This is a genomic window from Stenotrophomonas sp. STM01 (genome assembly GCF_014852135.1).
Taxonomy (GTDB): Bacteria; Pseudomonadota; Gammaproteobacteria; order Xanthomonadales; family Xanthomonadaceae; genus Stenotrophomonas; species Stenotrophomonas capsici.
On sequence record NZ_JACVBA010000001.1, the window covers coordinates 1,590,073 to 1,608,600 of the forward strand.

At 66.3% G+C, this 18,528-nt stretch carries 20 protein-coding genes and 3 tRNA genes; 8 read left to right on the plus strand and 15 right to left on the minus strand.

The genetic code is table 11. From position 1 onward, the window contains the following. Positions 1-2: 2 nt before the first annotated feature. Together IB227_RS07385 and IB227_RS18470 are read left to right on the plus strand one after the other, a co-directional pair. Positions 3-1,826 (plus strand): EAL domain-containing protein, encoded by a 1,824-nt coding sequence (locus IB227_RS07385; protein ID WP_132863328.1) that lies wholly within the window; start codon positions 3-5, stop codon positions 1,824-1,826. A gap of 96 nt (positions 1,827-1,922) precedes the next feature. Further along, on the plus strand, positions 1,923-4,268 hold the full coding sequence (locus IB227_RS18470) for an ATP-binding protein (RefSeq protein WP_225591746.1): 2,346 nt from the start codon (positions 1,923-1,925) through the stop codon (positions 4,266-4,268). 218 nt (positions 4,269-4,486) lie between these two features. Here IB227_RS18470 and bfr read toward each other — a convergent pair whose 3' ends face one another. From bfr to IB227_RS07410, 3 genes are all read right to left on the minus strand, one after another. Next, positions 4,487-4,957, minus strand: coding sequence for a bacterioferritin (gene bfr / locus IB227_RS07400; protein ID WP_132863324.1), 471 nt, complete (start codon positions 4,955-4,957; stop codon positions 4,487-4,489). Between the two features lie 102 nt (positions 4,958-5,059). Then, the gene (locus tag IB227_RS07405) at positions 5,060-5,260 is read right to left on the minus strand and encodes a (2Fe-2S)-binding protein (RefSeq protein WP_132863322.1); all 201 of its coding nucleotides are present in this window, start codon (positions 5,258-5,260) and stop codon (positions 5,060-5,062) included. Positions 5,261-5,337: 77 nt separating this feature from the next. Continuing rightward, positions 5,338-5,946, minus strand: coding sequence for an RNA pyrophosphohydrolase (locus IB227_RS07410; protein ID WP_132863320.1), 609 nt, complete (start codon positions 5,944-5,946; stop codon positions 5,338-5,340). Positions 5,947-6,064: 118 nt separating this feature from the next. On the opposite strand from IB227_RS07410, the gene IB227_RS07415 reads away from it, so the two are divergent. The 3 genes from IB227_RS07415 (at position 6,065) to IB227_RS07425 (ending at position 6,420) form a co-directional block, all read left to right on the plus strand. Beyond that, positions 6,065-6,141, plus strand: a tRNA-Met gene (locus IB227_RS07415). Positions 6,142-6,168: 27 nt separating this feature from the next. Next, positions 6,169-6,243: transfer RNA gene (locus IB227_RS07420), tRNA-Gln, on the plus strand. A 102-nt stretch (positions 6,244-6,345) separates the two neighbouring features. After that, positions 6,346-6,420 (plus strand) — tRNA-Gln (locus IB227_RS07425). A gap of 175 nt (positions 6,421-6,595) precedes the next feature. Here IB227_RS07425 and rpsI read toward each other — a convergent pair. Both rpsI and rplM read right to left on the minus strand, forming a co-directional pair. Beyond that, positions 6,596-6,988, minus strand: coding sequence for a 30S ribosomal protein S9 (gene rpsI / locus IB227_RS07430; RefSeq protein ID WP_132863318.1), 393 nt, complete (start codon positions 6,986-6,988; stop codon positions 6,596-6,598). 2 nt (positions 6,989-6,990) lie between these two features. Further along, on the minus strand, positions 6,991-7,419 hold the full coding sequence (gene rplM / locus IB227_RS07435; protein ID WP_192286827.1) for a 50S ribosomal protein L13: 429 nt from the start codon (positions 7,417-7,419) through the stop codon (positions 6,991-6,993). Between the two features lie 203 nt (positions 7,420-7,622). On the opposite strand from rplM, the gene coq7 reads away from it, so the two are divergent. Continuing rightward, positions 7,623-8,267, plus strand: coding sequence for a 2-polyprenyl-3-methyl-6-methoxy-1,4-benzoquinone monooxygenase (coq7, locus tag IB227_RS07440; RefSeq protein WP_192286828.1), 645 nt, complete (start codon positions 7,623-7,625; stop codon positions 8,265-8,267). 174 nt (positions 8,268-8,441) lie between these two features. On the opposite strand, the gene IB227_RS07445 is transcribed toward coq7, so the two are convergent. Together IB227_RS07445 and speD are read right to left on the minus strand one after the other, a co-directional pair. Next, positions 8,442-8,756, minus strand: a complete 315-nt coding sequence (locus tag IB227_RS07445) for a multidrug efflux SMR transporter (RefSeq protein ID WP_132863314.1) — start codon at positions 8,754-8,756, stop codon at positions 8,442-8,444. Between the two features lie 112 nt (positions 8,757-8,868). Next, positions 8,869-9,663 carry an adenosylmethionine decarboxylase gene (speD, locus tag IB227_RS07450; protein ID WP_054667806.1) on the minus strand — a complete coding sequence of 265 codons (795 nt, stop codon included), beginning with the start codon at positions 9,661-9,663 and terminating at the stop codon, positions 8,869-8,871. A gap of 177 nt (positions 9,664-9,840) precedes the next feature. Here speD and crp point away from each other — a divergent pair, with 177 nt between their 5' ends. Then, the gene (crp, locus tag IB227_RS07455) at positions 9,841-10,530 is read left to right on the plus strand and encodes a cAMP-activated global transcriptional regulator CRP (protein ID WP_132863313.1); all 690 of its coding nucleotides are present in this window, start codon (positions 9,841-9,843) and stop codon (positions 10,528-10,530) included. 257 nt (positions 10,531-10,787) lie between these two features. Beyond that, entirely contained in the window at positions 10,788-11,549 is a 762-nt protein-coding gene (locus tag IB227_RS07460) for a sulfite exporter TauE/SafE family protein (RefSeq protein ID WP_192286829.1), read from the plus strand. A gap of 137 nt (positions 11,550-11,686) precedes the next feature. Here the strand turns inward: IB227_RS07460 and IB227_RS07465 are convergent, their stop codons facing one another. The 8 genes from IB227_RS07465 to trpE form a co-directional block, all read right to left on the minus strand. After that, positions 11,687-12,409, minus strand: coding sequence for a haloacid dehalogenase-like hydrolase (locus IB227_RS07465; RefSeq protein WP_192286830.1), 723 nt, complete (start codon positions 12,407-12,409; stop codon positions 11,687-11,689). Continuing rightward, positions 12,406-13,200, minus strand: coding sequence for an indole-3-glycerol phosphate synthase TrpC (trpC, locus tag IB227_RS07470; RefSeq protein WP_132863308.1), 795 nt, complete (start codon positions 13,198-13,200; stop codon positions 12,406-12,408). Before trpC ends, IB227_RS07465 begins: the two co-directional genes overlap by 4 nt. A 67-nt stretch (positions 13,201-13,267) precedes the next feature. After that, positions 13,268-14,305, minus strand: a complete 1,038-nt coding sequence (gene trpD, locus IB227_RS07475) for an anthranilate phosphoribosyltransferase (RefSeq protein ID WP_192286831.1) — start codon at positions 14,303-14,305, stop codon at positions 13,268-13,270. A gap of 14 nt (positions 14,306-14,319) precedes the next feature. Continuing rightward, positions 14,320-14,832, minus strand: coding sequence for a DUF1543 domain-containing protein (locus IB227_RS07480; RefSeq protein WP_192286832.1), 513 nt, complete (start codon positions 14,830-14,832; stop codon positions 14,320-14,322). After that, positions 14,829-15,476 carry a LysE family translocator gene (locus IB227_RS07485; protein ID WP_225591616.1) on the minus strand — a complete coding sequence of 216 codons (648 nt, stop codon included), beginning with the start codon at positions 15,474-15,476 and terminating at the stop codon, positions 14,829-14,831. Before IB227_RS07485 ends, IB227_RS07480 begins: the two co-directional genes overlap by 4 nt. Continuing rightward, on the minus strand, positions 15,476-16,060 hold the full coding sequence (locus IB227_RS07490) for an aminodeoxychorismate/anthranilate synthase component II (protein WP_192286834.1): 585 nt from the start codon (positions 16,058-16,060) through the stop codon (positions 15,476-15,478). Before IB227_RS07490 ends, IB227_RS07485 begins: the two co-directional genes overlap by 1 nt. A gap of 3 nt (positions 16,061-16,063) precedes the next feature. Continuing rightward, complete coding sequence (locus IB227_RS07495; protein ID WP_132863299.1) at positions 16,064-16,858, minus strand: SIMPL domain-containing protein; 795 nt, start codon at positions 16,856-16,858, stop codon at positions 16,064-16,066. 67 nt (positions 16,859-16,925) lie between these two features. Beyond that, positions 16,926-18,401 carry an anthranilate synthase component I gene (gene trpE / locus IB227_RS07500; RefSeq protein WP_192286835.1) on the minus strand — a complete coding sequence of 492 codons (1,476 nt, stop codon included), beginning with the start codon at positions 18,399-18,401 and terminating at the stop codon, positions 16,926-16,928. Positions 18,402-18,528: the final 127 nt, after the last annotated feature.

Sequence of the window (18,528 nt, forward strand, 5' to 3'; positions counted from 1 at the left end):
AAATGGCAAGCACCGACACCCCGACCCCGACCGCCCGACCCATTCGTGCGGAAACCCCGCCCGCCGGCTACTGGCAGCGCTGGAGCGTGCGCAATGCGCCGCCGGCCGAAGCCGTGCAGGCGCAGATCCGCAGCAGCGGCGAGGACGCCCCGGCCGCCGATCCGGCGCAGGCCACCGATGCCGAAGCGCCGTACCGGGTACTGATCATCGAGGACAACCGCTCCCAGGCGCTGTTCGCGCAGAGCGTGCTGCATGGCGCCGGCATGCAGGCCTTCGTGCAGATGGATGTCGATGGCGTGCAGCAGGCCATCACCGAGCACCGTCCCGACCTGATCCTGATGGACCTGCACATGCCCGGCATCGACGGCATGCGCCTGACCGCGATGATCCGCCAGCATCCGCAGCAGCAGCTGCTGCCGATCGTGTTCCTGACCGGTGAAGCCGACCCGGACCGCCAGTTCGAAGTACTCGATTGCGGTGCCGACGACGTGCTGGTCAAGCCGATCCGCCCACGCCACCTGGTCGCCGCGGTCGCCAACCGGATCCGCCGCAACCGCATGCAGCCGGCCGGCCGCAGCGAGCCCGGCCCGCTGTTGAACAATCCGGAAACCGGCCTGCCCACGCGCCACAACGTCATGCAGCAGCTGCAGGCGGCGTTGGCGGCCTCGGCCAGCGGCGGACTGCTGTTCATCGAGATCGCCAGCGCGCTGGGCCTGCGCGAGCGTTACGGCTACGCCAGCTTCGAACGGTTGATGGTGCAGGCCGCGCAGCGCCTGTTCGGCGGGCTCAAGCCTTACCAGCTGGCACGCCTGAACGACAACAGCTTCCTGCTGCTGGCGCGCGACCTGGACGAGACCAAGGTCGAGGAACTGGCCCAGTTCACCCGCACCATCCTGTCCGCGCAGCCGTTCTCCGCACGCGAGGAAGAATCGGTCTTCCTGCGTTGCGCCGTCGGCCATGCCCGCCTGTCGCAGGGCTTCGCCGACGCGGACAACGCGCTGGAAGCGGTCGAGCGCACTACCCTGCAGGCGCGCCTGAGCCATACCGGCAGCGCTGCCTACGTGCCCGAGGACGAGGCCCAGAACAAGGAACACCTGGCCCTGCTGGACGGCCAGCTGGAGCTGGCCTACCAGCCCATCGTCGCCGTCGCCGGCAGCGACACGGCGCAGTACCAGCTGCTGTTGCGCCTGCGCCAGAGCAACGGCACCCTGCTTTCCGCCGGCCAGGTGATCCCGGCCGCCGAAGCCGCCGGCCGCATCGCCGACCTCGACCAGCAGGTGGTCGAACACGCGCTCGGCCTGCTGCACCTGTACCAGTTCGCCACCCCGCCGATGCGCCTGTTCGTTTCCCAGTCGCTGCGCACGCTGGCCCGCGGTGCCTATGCCGACTGGTTGCTCAAGGCGTTGCAGGACCGCCAGGTCGCCGGCAACGGGTTGGTCATCGACGTCCGCCTGTCCGATGCACTCGTGCACGTGGTCGGCCTGCAGCAGTTCTGCGCACGGCTGATGCCGGCCGGCGTGCAGTTCTGCCTGAGCCAGTTCGAACCCGGCGATGAAGCCAACGCCCTGCTGACCCAGCTGCCGCTGAGCTACGTGCGCATGGCCGCACGCTACGCCGGCAGCCACACCAGCCAGAAGCTGCGCGATGAGCTGCGCACCACCATCGACCTGGCCCACCGCGCCAACGTGCAGATCATCGGCCAGCAGATCGAAGACCCGCAGGCCGCCGCGGCGATGTGGATGGGGGGCGTGGACTTCATCCAGGGCAACGTCGTGCAGCACGCCGGCGCCGAGCTCAATTTCGATTTCCAGAACGCGGTGCTGTAAGTGGCCGGCCACGGGGGAGCGCGCAACTGGGCGCTGTTGGCCGCCGGCTGCGCGGCGGCCTCCGCTGCCACCGCCTGGCTGCCGCAGGTGCCGGCCATGGCCGGTGGCGCGGCCGCTATCGCCGCGGCCATCGCCGCGCTGCTGGCAGCGATCAGCGGCAATGCCCTGGCACGCGATGCACATGCCCTGCAGCTGCAGAACGACGAGCTGCAGCTGGAAGGCAATCGCCTGCGCCAGGCCGAGCAGCGCCACGGCAAGCTCGAGCAGGAACTGCTGCAGGCCAAGCAGGCCGCCGAGGCCGCCACGCTGGCCAAGGGTGAATTCCTGGCCACGATGAGCCACGAGATCCGCACGCCACTCAACGGCATCCTGCCGATGCTGGAAATGGTCTCGCAGGGACCGCTGGATCCGGAGCAGCGCAACATGCTCAACACGGCCACCGAGAGTTCGCGGCAGCTGTTCCGCATCGTCGATGACATCCTGGACTACTCCAAGCTCGAGGCGAACCGGCTGGAGCTGGAGATCACCACCTTCAACCTGCGCGAGACCCTGGAAGGCATGTTGCTGCTGATGCAGCGCGCCGCCGAGCACAAGGGCCTGCGCCTGTCGCTGCACATCGATCCGGCCGTGCGCCTGCCGGTGCGCGGCGATCCGGTGCGGCTGCGCCAGGTGATGGGCAACCTGCTGGTCAATGCGATCAAGTTCACCGAGCGCGGCAGCGTGCAGGTCAACGTCAAGCGGCTCGGCGAGACCCCGGCGCAGCACCAGCTGCGCTTCGAGGTGCGCGACACCGGCATCGGCCTGGACAGCGCGCAGCAGGAACGCCTGTTCAATGCCTTCACCCAGGCCGACGCCTCCACCACCCGCCTGTACGGCGGCACCGGGCTGGGCCTGGCCATCTGCAAGCGCATCATCGACCTGATGCGCGGCACCATCGGCGTGCAGTCACAGCCGGGGCGCGGCGCCACGTTCTGGTTCGAGATCCCGCTGCTCAAGGTCATCGGCGACCTGCAGCAACCCGATCACCTCGGCAAGCCCCGCAAGGTCCTGCTGCTCCTGCCCGAACAACGCCTGCGCCAGCGCTTCGAGCGCATCCTCGCCACCTGGGGCTACGAGCCGCTGGCGGCGCCGGGCCTGCAGGAAGCCCTGGAATACCTGCGCAACCCCGCCACCAGCAGCAGCTTCCATGCCGTCATCGGCGACCTGGAGTCCCAGCGTGGCAGTGCGGTCGCCTTGCAGCGTGCCGTCGAGCGCATGGGCAATACCGCTCCCCGGTTGGTGTGGCTGCAGGGCGATGCGCTGCCGGCCGAGGACCTGCAGACCGGCGCGGCGATACTGCTGCCCAAACACCTGGCCGACGCACAGCTGCGCCAGGCGCTCGCGGCACCACGGGTGATCGCACCGCGCCACGACGATGCGCCGGCAGCAACGATTGCGACCAGCACCGCACCTGTTGCCACGGCCACGAACGTTCATGCCGGTGTCACACCCGACGCGGTGCCGACGACCCCGCCGGTTCCGGCTCCCCCTGCCACGCCAGCTGCACCGGCCATCAGCGCGCCAACGCTCCTGCCGGCTGCGCCCGAGGCGCTTCCCGCGACCGACAACGTCGACCTGACCGGCATGAAGGTGCTGCTGGTCGAGGACAACCCGGTCAACCTGATGGTGGCGCAGAAACTGCTCAAGGTCCTGGGTTGCATCCCCGACGCCGCCGAGAACGGGGCCATTGCCCTGGACAAGCTGCGCCGGCACGACTACGAGGCCGTGCTGATGGACTGCCAGATGCCGGTACTGGACGGCTATGCCGCCACCGGCCGCTGGCGCGCGCACGAGGCCAGCACCGGCAGCGCGCGGCTGCCGATCATCGCCATGACCGCCAACGCCATGGCCGGCGACCGCCAGCGTTGCCTGGATGCCGGCATGGATGACTACCTCTCCAAACCCATCTCACGCGCCCAGCTGCAGGCCTGCCTGCAACGCCATCGGCACCTGCCGCCCGCTGCCACCACCACGACCGACACGCCCATGCCTACAGAAGTCCCCAGCGCCCCCGCGGCGCCCCCGTCACCTGTCCCGGCCGACGTGCCGGCCATGGCCGTGCTGGACACCACCGTGCTGGACGAGCTGTTCGAGATCGCCGGCGATGAAACCGGCGCGATCATCGCCCTGTTCCTGGACGAAACGCCCCGCCTGGTCGAACAGTTGCAGCAGGCTGCCGCGATGGCGGACAACGAGCGCATCCGCGAGATCTCGCACAGCCTGAAGTCCTCCAGCGGCAATGTCGGTGCGCAGGCCCTGTCCGATGCCGCCCGCCGCATCGAACACGCCGCGCGCACCGGCACGCTGGAACGCCCGACGGTCATGGCCGCGCTGGTGATCGCCGAATTCGCCCGCGCCCGCATCGCCCTGGCCGCCTACCAGCACGGCCTGCCGCAGTCCTGACACCGGCGGGACGAAGGTCCCCGCCAGCCCTGCGCCCTGGCTACCGGTTGCGCGGGCCGGGATGAAATCCCGGCCCTGTCCCCAACCCCGTCCGCACCCGGCACATCCGCTCAACGCGACACGGCAACGCCGCCCCAGGCACCAAACCGCACAAACGACAACGGCGCCATGCGCGGTCATCAACCGCACATGACGCCGTCGTGGCGAGACGCCGGAACTCAGTCGTCGATCTTGGTCAGCAGGTAGTTCGGCTCACCAATGCGCTCGATCAGGTCCAGCTGGGTCTCCAGCCAATCGATGTGCTCTTCCTCCGAATCGAGGATCTTCACGAACAGCTCGCGGCTGACGTAGTCGCTGATCGACTCGGCGTAGGCCACGGCATCGCGCAGCACCACGACCGCCTCGTTCTCCAGGGCCAGGTCGCACTTCAGGATCTCGGTCGGGTTCTCGCCGATGCGCAGCTTGCCCAACGCCTGGAAATTCGGCAGTCCCTCGAGGAACAGGATGCGATCGGAGAGCGCATCGGCGTGCTTCATCTCGTCGATCGATTCCTTGTACTCGTGCTCGGCCAGTTCCTTCAGGCCCCAGTTCTTCAGCATCTTGGCGTGCAGGAAGTACTGGTTGATCGCGGTCAACTCGTTGTAGAGGACCTTGTTGAGAAACTCGATGACTTTGGCGTCGCCTTTCATGGCACGGACTCCGACGGTGTGAACGGGCGAACTTTACCCGTTGTCGGCGCGCAATGAAGGAACGCGAATCGTGATCATTAGCCGCCGCGGCGGCGGGCAGGCTCAGGCGGCCTGCAACATCGGCAAGGGCAACTCGCGGGTCAGCCGCGCCTGCTCCAGCAGGCCTGCGGCCATGTCCAGGCAGGAGCCACAATTGGAGCCGCATCCGGTGCGCATGGTCAGTTCAGCCACGCTGTCACAACCGGCAAGCGCGGCTTCACGGATCTGGTGATCGGTAACCCCATTGCAGATGCAGACGTACACGGATGCTTGCTCGTTGGACAGCCTTGATTGGCTGAGCGCATTCCACCGCAAATGATAATGGTTGTCAATTCCAGCCGTTAATCATTATTAATCTTCTTCCGCCATGGCCCCTGCCGCCGCTGCCGCTTGCGCGGCCGGTCGTGCCCGGCGGTATTGCCCGGCAGCCAGGCCTCCAGCGCCGATGTCGGCATCGACTGCACGCCGGACCCGGCGATGCCCCGCGCCAATGGCGCCAGGTGCCGCAACGCACGGGCATAGACACCGCGCTTGAAGATCACCACATGCTCGACCGGGTACCAGAAATCCACCCAGCGCCAATGGTCGAACTCGGGGGTCTCGGTCTGGTCCAGCCGTACATGCGCCTCGTCGCCGGTCAGGCGCAACAGGAACCAGACCTGCTTCTGGCCGATGCAGACCTGGCGTTCGTTGCGGCGTACGGCCCGGCTGGGCAGCCGGTAGCGAAGCCATCCGGGGGTCGCCCCCAGTACTTCGACGTGTTCGGGCAGCAGGCCAGTTTCCTCCTGCAGCTCGCGGTACATGGCTTCGACAGGCGTTTCGTCGGTATTCATTCCGCCCTGCGGGAATTGCCAGCCATCCCGGCGCACGCGTCGTGCCCAGAACACCTGCCCATCCTCCCGCATCAGCACAATGCCGACATTCGGTCGATAGCCGTCCGGATCGATCACGATGCGGACTCCTAAAATTTCTACTGCCGAGGACTCTGCCATGGCCTTGCGCAGGCCACAAGCGCGAAAAAATCTGTTGACAGAATGACGCGGCACCACCAGAATTACCGGCTCCCAAGGCTATGTAGCTCAGCCGGTTAGAGCACAGCACTCATAATGCTGGGGTCGGTGGTTCGAGTCCACCCATAGCCACCATGGGAACGCAGGTTTCACCTGCACTACAGCCCCGTCGCCAAGCGGTAAGGCATCTGACTCTGACTCAGACATTCGGAGGTTCGAATCCTTCCGGGGCTGCCAGACACAAAAAGGCCTGATCGAAAGATCAGGCCTTTTTTGTTCCACCCTCTCGCGCCAATGCCCAACCATCGGGCCGGATGTGCGATAATCGCGCTGCACCACAGCCCCGTCGCCAAGCGGTAAGGCATCTGACTCTGACTCAGACATTCGGAGGTTCGAATCCTTCCGGGGCTGCCAGACACGAAAGACCCGATCGAAAGATCGGGTCTTTTTTTATGCATCGACCGGCCCCGGAAGATTCCAGCAAGGTGGATGCCCACGCCATATCCACACCCCGGAAACGACAAAAGCCCGGCCGAAGCCGGGCTTTTGCTTTCCCAGGGGGATTCCGAAGAATCCCACCCCAAGGCGATTAACGCTTGGAGAACTGGGTGGCGCGACGTGCCTTGTGCAGGCCGACCTTCTTACGCTCGACTTCACGGGCGTCGCGGGTCACGAAGCCAGCCTTGCGCAGTTCAACCTTCAGGGTTGCGTCGTACTCGACCAGAGCGCGCGCGATGCCCAGACGGATCGCACCGGCCTGGCCGGTGGTGCCGCCGCCAGCAGCGGTGGCGATGACGTCGAAGCTCTCGGTGTTCTTGGTCAGTTCCAGCGGCTGGCGCACGATCATGCGCGCGGTCTCACGGCCAAAGAACTCGTCCAGCGGACGGCCATTGACGGTGATGTTGCCGGTGCCCTTGCGCAGGAACACGCGGGCGGTGGAGGACTTGCGGCGGCCAGTGCCGTAGTTTTGAGTGATAGCCATGATTAGATATCCAGAACCTGCGGCTGCTGTGCGGCGTGCGGATGCTCAGTGCCGGCGTAGACCTTGAGCTTGCGGTACATCTGACGACCCAGCGGGCCCTTCGGCAGCATGCCCTTGACCGCGATCTCGATCACGCGCTCCGGGTGACGCTCCAGCGCCTGCTCCAGGGATTCGGTCTTCAGGTTGCCGATGTAGCCGGTGAAGCGATGGTACTTCTTGTCCTTCAGCTTCTTGCCGGTGACGGCGATCTTCTCGGCATTGATGACGACCAGGTAATCACCGGTGTCAACGTGCGGGGTGTAGGTCGGCTTGTGCTTGCCACGCAGGCGGCGAGCCAGCTCGGTGGACAGACGGCCCAGCGTCTTGCCGGCGGCGTCAACGAGGTACCAGTCGCGCTGGACGGTCTCGTTCTTTGCAGTGAAAGTGCTCATAAAGAACTCAAGGTAGGTCGGGCGGATTGCGGCGGAGGATCCCACCGGAACTTTGCCACGCGTTGTGAATGGTGAAACAGAAGCGCGGGATTGTACCGGGGTCGCCGGGCCGGCGCAAGTTATCCCCAACCCCTGGCTCGGGTGCCCTTGGCAGGCCAAGGACCAGGGGCGAGAATCGGGCCACCCCACTCCACCGGCCCGCCATGACCGCTGCCCGCATACAGACGCCCCTGGACCACCTGCTGACCGAAGCCCAGCGCGCCCTGGACACGGTGTTCGGCAATCCGCCGGCCGCACGCCCGAACCCGGCCGGCGACACCCCCGAGGTGGTGCTGGACGCCGCCGAAACCCGCCATGCGGCGGGCCTGATGCGGATCAACCACGTCGGCGAGGTCTGCGCCCAGGGCCTGTATTTCGGCCAGGCGGCGGTCGCCCGCGACCCGGCCACGCGCGAACACCTGCTGGCGGCCGCACAGGAGGAGACCGATCACCTGAGCTGGTGCGCCGATCGCCTGCGCGAACTGGGCAGCCGCCCCAGCCTGTTCAACCCGCTGTGGTATGCCGGCAGTTACACCATCGGCACCCTGGCCGGCCTGCGCGGGGATGGCTGGAACCTGGGGTTCGTGGTCGAGACCGAGCGCCAGGTCGAAGCGCACCTGGACGAGCATCTGGAGACCCTGCCACCGGCCGACCAGCGCAGCCGCGAGATCCTGAAGGTGATGAAGCTCGACGAGGCCCGCCATGCCGAACACGCCGAGCATGCCGGCGCGCGCAAGCTCCCGTTCCCGATCCCCTCGGTGATGGCCCTGGCCTCCCGGGCGATGAAGTCGGTGGCGTATCGAATTTGAGACATCCGTCGGGGGGGGGGAACAGCCCAGCCAACCGGTGTCATGCCTCGTTGCGACATATCGGTGAAACCCGTGCCGAGCGTGGCTCTGCACTCCCTGGATTCCGGGTAGAGCGGGCCATGCCCCGCTATGGCATGCCCGCAGAACCTGCCGGACCTGGCTCGGTACTGCGGGTCAGCTGACCAGCTTCAGGCCGATGACACCGGAGACGATCAGCGCGATGCACAGCAGCCGCGGCCACGACGTGCTGTCGCCGAACAGCAGCATGCCGGCGATGGCCACGCCGATCGCGCCAATGCCCGTCCATACCGCATAGCCGGTGCCCACCGGAATGGTGCGCAGCGCCTGGGTCAACAGCCACAGGCTGATGCCGGCCATCACCACGGTGATCACGCTGGGCAGCGGCCGGGTGAAGCCTTCGCTGTACTTCAGGCCCAGTGCAAAGCCGATCTCGAACACGCCGGCGAGCAGCAGATAGATCCAGGGCATCGTTGTTTTCCTCATTCAAGAACAAAGCGGCCCGGTACTTCCGCACCGGGCCGCCGTCGGTTTCGTTCTGCAGTGACTGCAGGGCGGGCCGTCCCGCCGGTGTTGCCTGTGCTTACTCGGCCAGGTTGCGGCCGTGGAACAGCTCTTCGATCTCACGGCGCAGCAGCGCCTCGATCTTCATGCGTTCCTTGAACGACAGGTTCTTGGCCTTCTCCTCGAACAGGTACTGGTCCAGGTCGAAGTCCTTCAGGTGCATCTTCGTGTGGAAGATGTTTTCCTGGTAGACGTTGACGTCGAACATCTCGTAGCGCGACTTGATGTTCTTGGCCAGGAAGTTCTGGATCGAGTTGATCTTGTGGTCGATGAAGTGCTTCTTGCCCTTCACGTCACGGGTGAAGCCACGCACGCGGTAATCCATGATCACGATGTCCGATTCCAGACTCTCGATCAGGTAGTTCAGCGCCTTCAGCGGCGAGATCACGCCACAGGTGGCCACGTCGATGTCGGCACGGAACGTGGCGATACCTTCCTGCGGATGGGTCTCCGGGTAGGTATGCACGGTGATGTGCGACTTGTCCATGTGCGCGACCACGGCGTCGGAGATCAGCTCCTTGCCGGCGGCCTTCTTGTCGATCACCGGTTCCTCGGAAATGAGGATCGTGACCGATGCACCCTGCGGGTCATAATCCTGACGCGCGATGTTGAGGATGTTTGCGCCGATGATCTCGGCCACATCGGTGAGAATCTGCGTGAGACGATCGGCGTTGTATTCCTCGTCGATGTACTCGATATAACGCTGGCGCTCCTCTTCGGTACGCGCATAGCAGACGTCATAGATGTTGAAGCTCAGGGCCTTGGTGAGGTTGTTGAATCCTTGCAACCTCAGGCGAGGCAAAGGCTTGACCACGGCGGTCGATCCTGTAGATGGTGGAAAGCGCGAATTATGGGGCAAAGTTCCCCCCCGCGATACGGTTCCCACGTAAGGTCGTTTGCCCCTTATGATCGGGCTCGTTAAGCTTGCCCATTAAGCAAGTTCATTCTTTTTGTGAACTCCGTCAAGTTCATTCATTTATGGACTCCAAACATGAGCCCTGGGAACACAAACACTGTGACCAATGTGCGCCTCGCCTCCAGCCCGCTTGCGCTGGATATCGCGACCATCGACCGCTTCCTGGCCCATAGCCACCGCCGGCGCTATCCGGCCCGCACCGATGTGTTCCGCCCGGGCGACCCCGCCGGGACCATGTACTACGTGGTCAGCGGCTCGGTCAGCATCATCGCCGAGGAGGAGGATGACCGGGAGCTGGTGCTGGGCTACTTCGGCGCCGGCGAGTTCGTCGGCGAGATGGGCCTGTTCATCGAGTCGGAAAAGCGTGAAGTCATCCTGCGTACCCGGACGCCGTGCGAGCTGGCCGAAATCAGCTACGAGCGGCTGCACCAGCTGTTCCTGGGGCCGCTGTCCACCGACGCGCCGAAGCTGCTGTACGCCATCGGCTCGCAGATCTCCCGCCGGCTGCTGCACACCAGCCGCAAGGCCAGCCGCCTGGCCTTCCTGGACGTGACCGACCGCATCGTCCGCACCCTGCACGACCTGGCCAAGGAGCCGGAGTCGATGAGCCACCCGCAGGGCACCCAGCTGCGCGTCTCCCGCCAGGAGATCGCCCGACTGGTCGGCTGCTCCCGTGAAATGGCCGGGCGCGTGCTGAAGAAGCTGCAGGCCGACGGGCTGCTGCATGCCCGCGGCAAGACCGTGGTCCTGTACGGAACGCGCTGAGCCCGACCCACCCCACCCGATGTTTGTTACAGGGGGCAAACATTGGGCGCCACGTTGAATCTCACACCCTCACGCCCTTTGCCGCAAAGGGCCGACAGGTCCATCGCGCCGACAACCGCACCGTCCACGGTCGCTTGCCCGTTGGCCACGACCACGACGTTGCCGGAGCGTTACCCCCGGCCTGCCACTGTCACTGAAGCCGGTCAGCCTGGGCGCTGCGCCTTGACCTGCCCTGCCCCAGCCCGCAGGCTCAGGGAATGGAATTCGGTACCGAGTTTTACTGGTTCATCCTGATCGGCCTGGGCGCCCAACTCGTGGACGGCGCGCTGGGGATGGCGTTCGGACTGATTTCGTCCTCGGTCCTGCTGAGCATGGGGCTGCCACCGGCGGCGGTCAGCGCCAGCATCCATACCGCCGAGGTGTTCACCACCGGCGCATCCGGGGTCTCGCACCTGGTCGCCGGCAACGTCGACAAGCGGCTGTTCCTGCGCCTGGCCGTGTCCGGCGCGGTCGGCGGGGCGATCGGGGCCTATGTGCTCACCCAGCTGCCCGGCGATGTGGTCCGGCCGTTCATCTATCTTTACCTGCTGGTGCTGGCGATCTTCATCCTGGCCCGTGCGGCCGGCAGGTTCGCACCGCGCCAGGAAGTGAAGCGGGTACCGGTGCTGGGCTTCTTCGCCGGCCTGCTGGACGCCAGCGGCGGCGGCGGCTGGGGCCCGGTGGCCACCTCCACCTTGCTGGCCCGCGGCGGGCAGGCGCGCACCACCATCGGCTCGGTCAACGCGGCCGAATTCGTGGTGACGCTGTCGATCTCGATCACCTTCCTGCTCTCGATGGGGCTGCAGCACCTGTCCATCGTCGCCGGCCTGCTGGTCGGCGGGATGATGGCCGCGCCGGTGGCGGCGCTGCTGGTGAAGCGGGTCAAGGAGCGCTGGGTGCTGGTCGCCGTGGGCGTGCTGGTGCTGTCGATCAGCCTGTTCCAGATCGGCATGGCGGTGATGAAGCTGCGCGCCGGCTGAGCGCAGAAGCCCTCATCCGCCCGTTGGGCACCTCGCTGCGCCCCCCGGCCACGCACCGCGTGCGTGGCGTTCGGCCATACACGGGCCAACGGCTCGCAAGCCGCATGCCTTCACCCCGCGCGGGAGAAGGCCGTTCGTTACTTCGGCAGCGGATCGCCGCCGCGGCCGACGCAGCCCCAGTTGAGGATCGGCGTGCCGGCCGGCAGCACCTTGCCGAAGTACGCCACGCGCGAATGCTTGGGATTGACCACCACCGGGGCCTTGGCGGCCTTGAGCAGCGGCAGGTCGGCGGTGCTGTCCGAATAGGCGATGGCGATGTCGCCATAACCGCGCTCGCGCAGCATGCGCATCTTTTCCTCGTTGTGGCAGTGGCGGGTGGCACCCACCGCGCCCAGGCGCGGGCCGACCTCGCTGCCGATCACCGGCACGCCCTGTTGGGCGACGAAGGCCAGGATGGCACGGGCAAGTTCCGGCGGCGCGCCGGTGGCCACCACCACCCGGTCGCCGGCGCGGCGATGGGCGGCAAACACGTCCAGCGCGTGCGGCAGCAGCTTGCGGCGGATTTCCGCCTCGTGCCTGAGCACGTACTGGTCGATCACGCTGTTGAACTCGCGTGCCTTGTGCAGGCCGAAGGTGGCCACCCACACATAGGCGGAGATCCCGATGCGGCGGGTCGGCAGCATCGCCACGAGCGGGCCGGCGATGGGCGTGATCAGCAGCGCGGCCAGCATCCGCAGCGGGTTGCGCTTGATCAGCCAGGCGAACAGGTGGCTGCCCGAATCACCGTCGTAGAGCGTGTGATCGAAATCGAAGACGACCAGCGGGGCATCGTCGCGGGGAACAGGATAGGACTCGGTCATGCCGGGAAGAATAGCTGACGCAGGCCCTCGCCCGGCTCTTCGACCCGCATGAAGGCCTCACCGACCAGGAAGGCATTGACGCCTGCACCGCGCATGGTCGCCACGTCGGCCGGGCCGAGGATGCCGCTTTCGGTGACCAGCAGGCGGTCCCGCGGCACCGCATCCTTCATCGCCAGCGTGGTCTGCAGCGAGACCTCGAAGGTGCGCAGGTTGCGGTTGTTGATGCCCACCAGCGGCACCGGCACCTGGATGGCACGCTCCAGCTCGTCGATGTCATGCACCTCGACCAGCACGTCCATGCCCAGCTGCATCGCCAGGTCGGACAGTTCGGCCAGCTGGCGGTCATCCAGCGCCGAGACGATCAGCAGGATGCAGTCGGCACCCAGCACGCGCGCCTCGACCACCTGGTAGGGGTCGATGACGAAATCCTTGCGCAGCACCGGCAGCGTGCAGGCCTCGCGCGCTTCCTGCAGGTAGGCGTCGGCGCCCTGGAAGAAGTCCACGTCGGTCAGCACCGACAGGCAGCTGGCGCCGCCGAACTCGTAGCTCACCGCGATCTCGCCCGGGCGGAAGTCCGGGCGGATCACGCCCTTGGATGGGCTGGCCTTCTTGACCTCGGCGATCACCGCCGGGTCGCCGTTGGCGATGGCCGCCTGCAGCGCATTGGCGAAACCGCGCACCGGCGAGGCGTCGGCCACGCGCGCCTTCAACTCGGCCAGCGGCACGCGGGCGCTGCGCTGCGCCACCTCCTGCGACTTGCGGGCGAGGATGGTGTTGAGGATGTCGCTCATGGTTCTGCTTCCTGGAAGACGGGCGTTGCGGGCGCGGGTGATCGGGAGGACCGGGGCGAGCCGGGGTTCAAATGACAGCGGCCAGCCGGCGCGTGGCGGCCACGTACTGTTCCATGCGGGCGCGGGCACTGCCATCGGCGATCACCGCGCGGGCACGGGCCAGGCCATCGGCGATGCTGTCGGCCACGCCGGCCACGTACAGCGCCGCGCCGGCATTGAGCGCGACGATGTCATTGGCCGGGCCCGGCACATTGTCGAGCACGCCGCGCAGCATGGCGATGGACCCTTCCGGGTTGGTGACCTTCAGGTTGCGGCTGGCGGACATGGCGATGCCGAAGTCCTCTGGATGGATCTCGTACTCGCGCACCTTGCCATCGCGCAGTTCGCCGACCAGCGTGCCGGCCCCCAGCGAGATCTCGTCCATGTTGTCGCGTCCCCACACCACCAGCGCGCGCTCGGCACCGAGCTCGCGCAGCACGCGCGCCTGGATGCCAACCAGGTCGGGATGGAACACACCCATCAGGATGTTGGTGGCCCCGACCGGGTTGGTCAGCGGGCCAAGGATGTTGAAGATGGTGCGCACGCCCATCTCGCGGCGCACCGGTGCCACCACCTTCATCGCCGGGTGGTGCATCGGCGCGAACATGAAGCCGATGCCGGTCTGCTCGATGGCCTGCGCGACCTGCCCCGGGTTGAGTTCGATGATCGCGCCCAGCGCCTCCACCGCATCGGCGCTGCCGGACTTGGACGACACGCTGCGGTTGCCGTGCTTGGCCACCTTGGCCCCGGCCGCCGACACCACGAACATCGAGCAGGTGGAGATGTTGAAGGTGTGCGAGCCATCGCCGCCGGTGCCGACGATGTCGACCAGGTGGGTCTTGTCCTGCACCGCCACCGGCAGCGCGAACTCGCGCATCACCGTGGCCGCGCCGGCGATCTCGCCGACGGTTTCCTTCTTCACCCGCAGGCCGGTGAGGATGGCCGCGGTCATGGTCGGCGAGACTTCCCCGCGCATGATCTGGCGCATCAGGTCGACCATCTCGTCGAAGAAGATCTCGCGGTGCTCGATGGTGCGTTGCAGGGCTTCCTGCGCGGTGAGGGTCATGACAACTCCAGGAATCAGGAAATAACGATGTAGTCGCTTTGGCTCTGGATGCCCGCATGCGGGCCCGGCAGCAGCTGCACGTGCAGGCCGCCGATCGGGCCGACCGGCAGGCAGCTGTCCACGTCCAGCAGCGCGTCGCGGTGCGGCTTGACCCACTCCGCCTGCGCCTGCTGCAGGGCCTTGCGTTTGGCTTCCACCGCGTCGTTTGCGACCACCAGTAGATAGCGATGGTCTTCGCCGAACGCACCGGCGACATAACCACCAAGATTCACGAAGTAGAGCTTCGGTACATCAGCGGCCGGCGCTTCGCTGGACAGGCGCACCTGCCATTGCTCGACGCCGTCCACGGTCATCCATGAATCCAGGTGCAGCCCGGCCCGCTCGCCGAACCATTGCTGGCGCAGCTGGGGGTAGCTCTGTTCGATGCTGGGTGCCACGGCGAACACGACGTCGTGCACTTCGGTGTTGGCGCGGGCATGGCGCCCACCCAGCATCACCACGAACAGGCGCAGGTCGGCATCACTCATGGCACCGGCCTCGCGCTCAATGCCAGGCGCACGCCAAAGCCGATGAACAGCACACCGGCCACCTTGTCCAGCCACTGCATGCCGCGCGCGGCCCAGCGACTGCTGCGCATGCGGTCGGCCGCCAGCACGTAGAGCGCGGTGATCGGCAGCGCGTTGACGGTGAAGATCAGCCCGAGCATGGCGAAGGCCAGCGTCTTGTTCTGCACCGAGGGGGCGATGAACTGCGGCAGGAAGGCCAGGAAGAACAGCACCACCTTCGGGTTCAGCACGTTGGTCAGGAAGCCACCGGCGAACACCTGCCACCACGAGCCCGCGCCGCCGCCGGCATCCACGCCTTGTTGCAGGGTGTCCGGGCTGCCCTTGGCCAGCAGCAGGCGCACGCCGACCCACAGCAGGTAGGCGGCGCCGACACCCTTGATCACCATGAACAACGTCGCCGAAGTGGCCAGCAGCACGCCCAGCCCCAGTGATGCCAGCGCCACGTGGACCAGGCAACCGGTGCTGATGCCGGCCACCGCGGCAAAGCCGGCACGGCGCCCGCCACGCAGCGAACGGCTGATGATGTAGAGCACGTCCGGGCCCGGGGTCAGGTTCAGCACCCAACCGGCCAGCATGAACAACAGCAGCTGGGACGGCTCGATCATCATGCCGTGCGGTCCAGGAAGTTCTTCATCAGCGCATGGCCGTGCTGGGTGAGGATGGATTCGGGATGGAACTGCACGCCTTCCACAGGATACTGGCGATGGCGCAGGCCCATGATTTCCTCCATCGAGCCGTCCGGGTTCTCGGTCCAGGCGGTGATTTCCAGCTCGGACGGCAGCGTGGCCTTGTCCACCACCAGCGAGTGGTAGCGGGTGGCCTCGTAGCGGTCCGGCAGGCCGGCGAACACGCCCTTGCCCTCGTGCCGGATCGGCGAGGTCTTGCCGTGCATGATGTTGCTGGCACGGATCACGTCACCGCCGTACACCTGGCCAATGCTCTGGTGGCCCAGGCACACGCCGAACACCGGGATGCTCGGGCCGAGCTGGCGGATCACCTCCAGCGACACGCCGGCTTCGTTGGGCGTCTTCGGCCCCGGCGAGACCACGATGTGCGACGGCTTGAGCGCGGCGATCTGCTCGACGCTCATCGCGTCATTGCGCACCACCTTCACCTCGGCACCGAGCATCTGCAGGTACTGCACGAGGTTGAAGGTGAAGCTGTCGTAGTTGTCGATCATCAACAGCATGGTTCAGTTTCCGTCGCTAATCAGGAAGATGGCGTAAACATTTTCGGTGTAGGTGATGGGGGCGGCCGTGAGCAGCTCGCCCGCTGCAGGCGCAGCCGCAGCCTGGTTGCGGCTACCGGACACCTGCACCCGATCCAACGAGCCGCCACGCGCGTAGAAATCCCCGCCGTTGTTGGCGCTCGGCCAGCTACCGGCCTGCACGCCGTAGGCAAAACTTGGGGCAACGTCGGAAATCGTGTAAAGGCCAATAATCTTCGCCCCGTAGGCATCGGCAAGCCCCTTGGCCGACGCCCGTGTCTGTGCAGCGGCTTCGGCCTTGAGCTCAGCGCGCAGGCGCGACTCTCCCGAATACAGCGGGGTAGCGGTGCGCACCTGAACCTCCTTGCTGGCCTTCAACTCGGCAAGAAAGTCCCGCAACTGCTCTGGATTCCCGAAGGCGCCTTCCAGGTCACGGCTGACAGCCGTGCCCTCGAACACTTCCTCGTCCTCCTTGTAACGCGTGGACGGCTCGATGCTCAGGTTGTCCATGCGCACCGTCTCGGCGATGGCACCGTGCTTGGCGAACAAACCCACGATCCGCTCGGCATTGTCCTGAACCTTGCGGCGAGCGATATCTGTCTGCATATCCACCGATTCCAGTGCGATCTTCACCACGAAGCGATCCGGCATCACCTTGCGGCTTGCGTCCCCCTTCACCAGCAGATGCGGCTGCGAGGGAACGGAGTTGGCCTGGGCCCACGCGTGCGGAACCACGGCAACCAGCAACGCTGACCACAGCAACATGCGGGAAAACTTCATGCGGCACTCCTTGTCATGGTGAGAGGAACAGCATTGACGCCGGAAACGGAAGACGTTGAAGCAGGACTCACAAACCCTTCGCTGCCTGCGCCACCGCGCGGAACAACGCACGGCCCTTGTTCATGGTTTCGTGCCACTCGGCATCCGGGTCGGAGTCGTAGACCACGCCGCCGCCGGCCTGCACGTACAGGTGGCCGTCCTGGATCACCGCAGTGCGGATCGCGATGGCGGTGTCGGCATCACCGTGCCAGCCGATGTAACCGACCGCGCCGGAGTACACGTTGCGCTTGACCGGCTCCAGCTCGCGGATGATCTCCAGCGCGCGGATCTTCGGCGCACCGCTGACGGTGCCGGCCGGGAAGGTCGCGCGCAGCACGTCGCTGTAGCTCAGGCCGGCCTTCAGCGTGCCGGTGACTTCGCTGACGATGTGCATGACGTGGCTGTAGCGTTCGATCACGAACTGCTCGCCCACCTTGACCGTACCGGGCTCGGCGATGCGACCGACGTCGTTGCGGCCCAGGTCGATCAGCATCACGTGCTCGGCGCGCTCCTTCGGATCGGCCAGCAGCTCGACTTCCAAAGCCTTGTCCAGTTCCGGGGTGGCGCCACGCGGGCGGGTACCGGCGATCGGGCGCACGGTGACCACGCCATCGCGCAGGCGCGCCAGGATCTCCGGCGAGGAACCCACCACCTGGGTGCCACCGACATCGATGAAATACATGTACGGTGACGGATTCAACGCGCGCAGCGCGCGGTACACGTCGATCGGGCGCGCGCGGAACGGCACCCGCAGGCGCTGGCTGGGCACTACCTGGAAGATGTCACCGGCGCGCACGTACTCCTGCGCCTTGCGCACCACGTCGTGGTACTGCTCGCGGGTGAAGGAGGACTTGAAGTCCTGCTCGTCGATCGCATCGGACACCTGCGCCTGCGGGTAGCCGGCGCCGCCCTGGCGCAGTCGGTGCGCCAGTTCGTCGAGGCGACGGTTGGCGCGCGCCCAGGCCTGCGGCTGTGATGGATCGGCATGCACGATCAGGTACAGCCGGCCCTTGAGGTTGTCGAACACCGCCAGTTCTTCGGAGAGCATCAGCAGGATATCCGGCGTGCCCAGCTCGTCGGGCTTGTCACCGGCACCCAGATGCGGCTCGATGTACTGGATGCATTCAAAGCCGAACCAACCAACCAGCCCACCGGTAAAGCCGGGCAGGTCTTCGAACTGGGGCACCGAATGCTGGGCGCGCAGCACTTCCACTTCGGCCAGCGGATCGGCAACCTCGCGGCGCTCGATCACCTCACCCAGCTCGCTGGTCTCCAGCGTGTGGCCACGGAAGCTGTAGATGCGGCGGGCCGGCAGGCCGATGATGGAATAGCGCCCGAAGCGCTCGCCGCCTTCGACCGATTCGAACAGATAGGTAAACGGGCCGTCGGCGAGCTTGAGGTAAACCGAGAGCGGCGTGTCCAGGTCGGACAGCACTTCGCGGACGACGGGGATGCGGGTGTGGCCTTCAGCGGCCTGCTGCTGGAACTGCTCTTGCGAGATCAAGACGGCTTTCCTTCCGGGAAACGACGGTGGCGGGACGGACGACGGCAACGGGCCACCATCGCCACCAGCGGCGAGCGGAAGAAAGGGAACGCTTGGTCGTCAGAATGGGCACCGGGCAACTCTACCG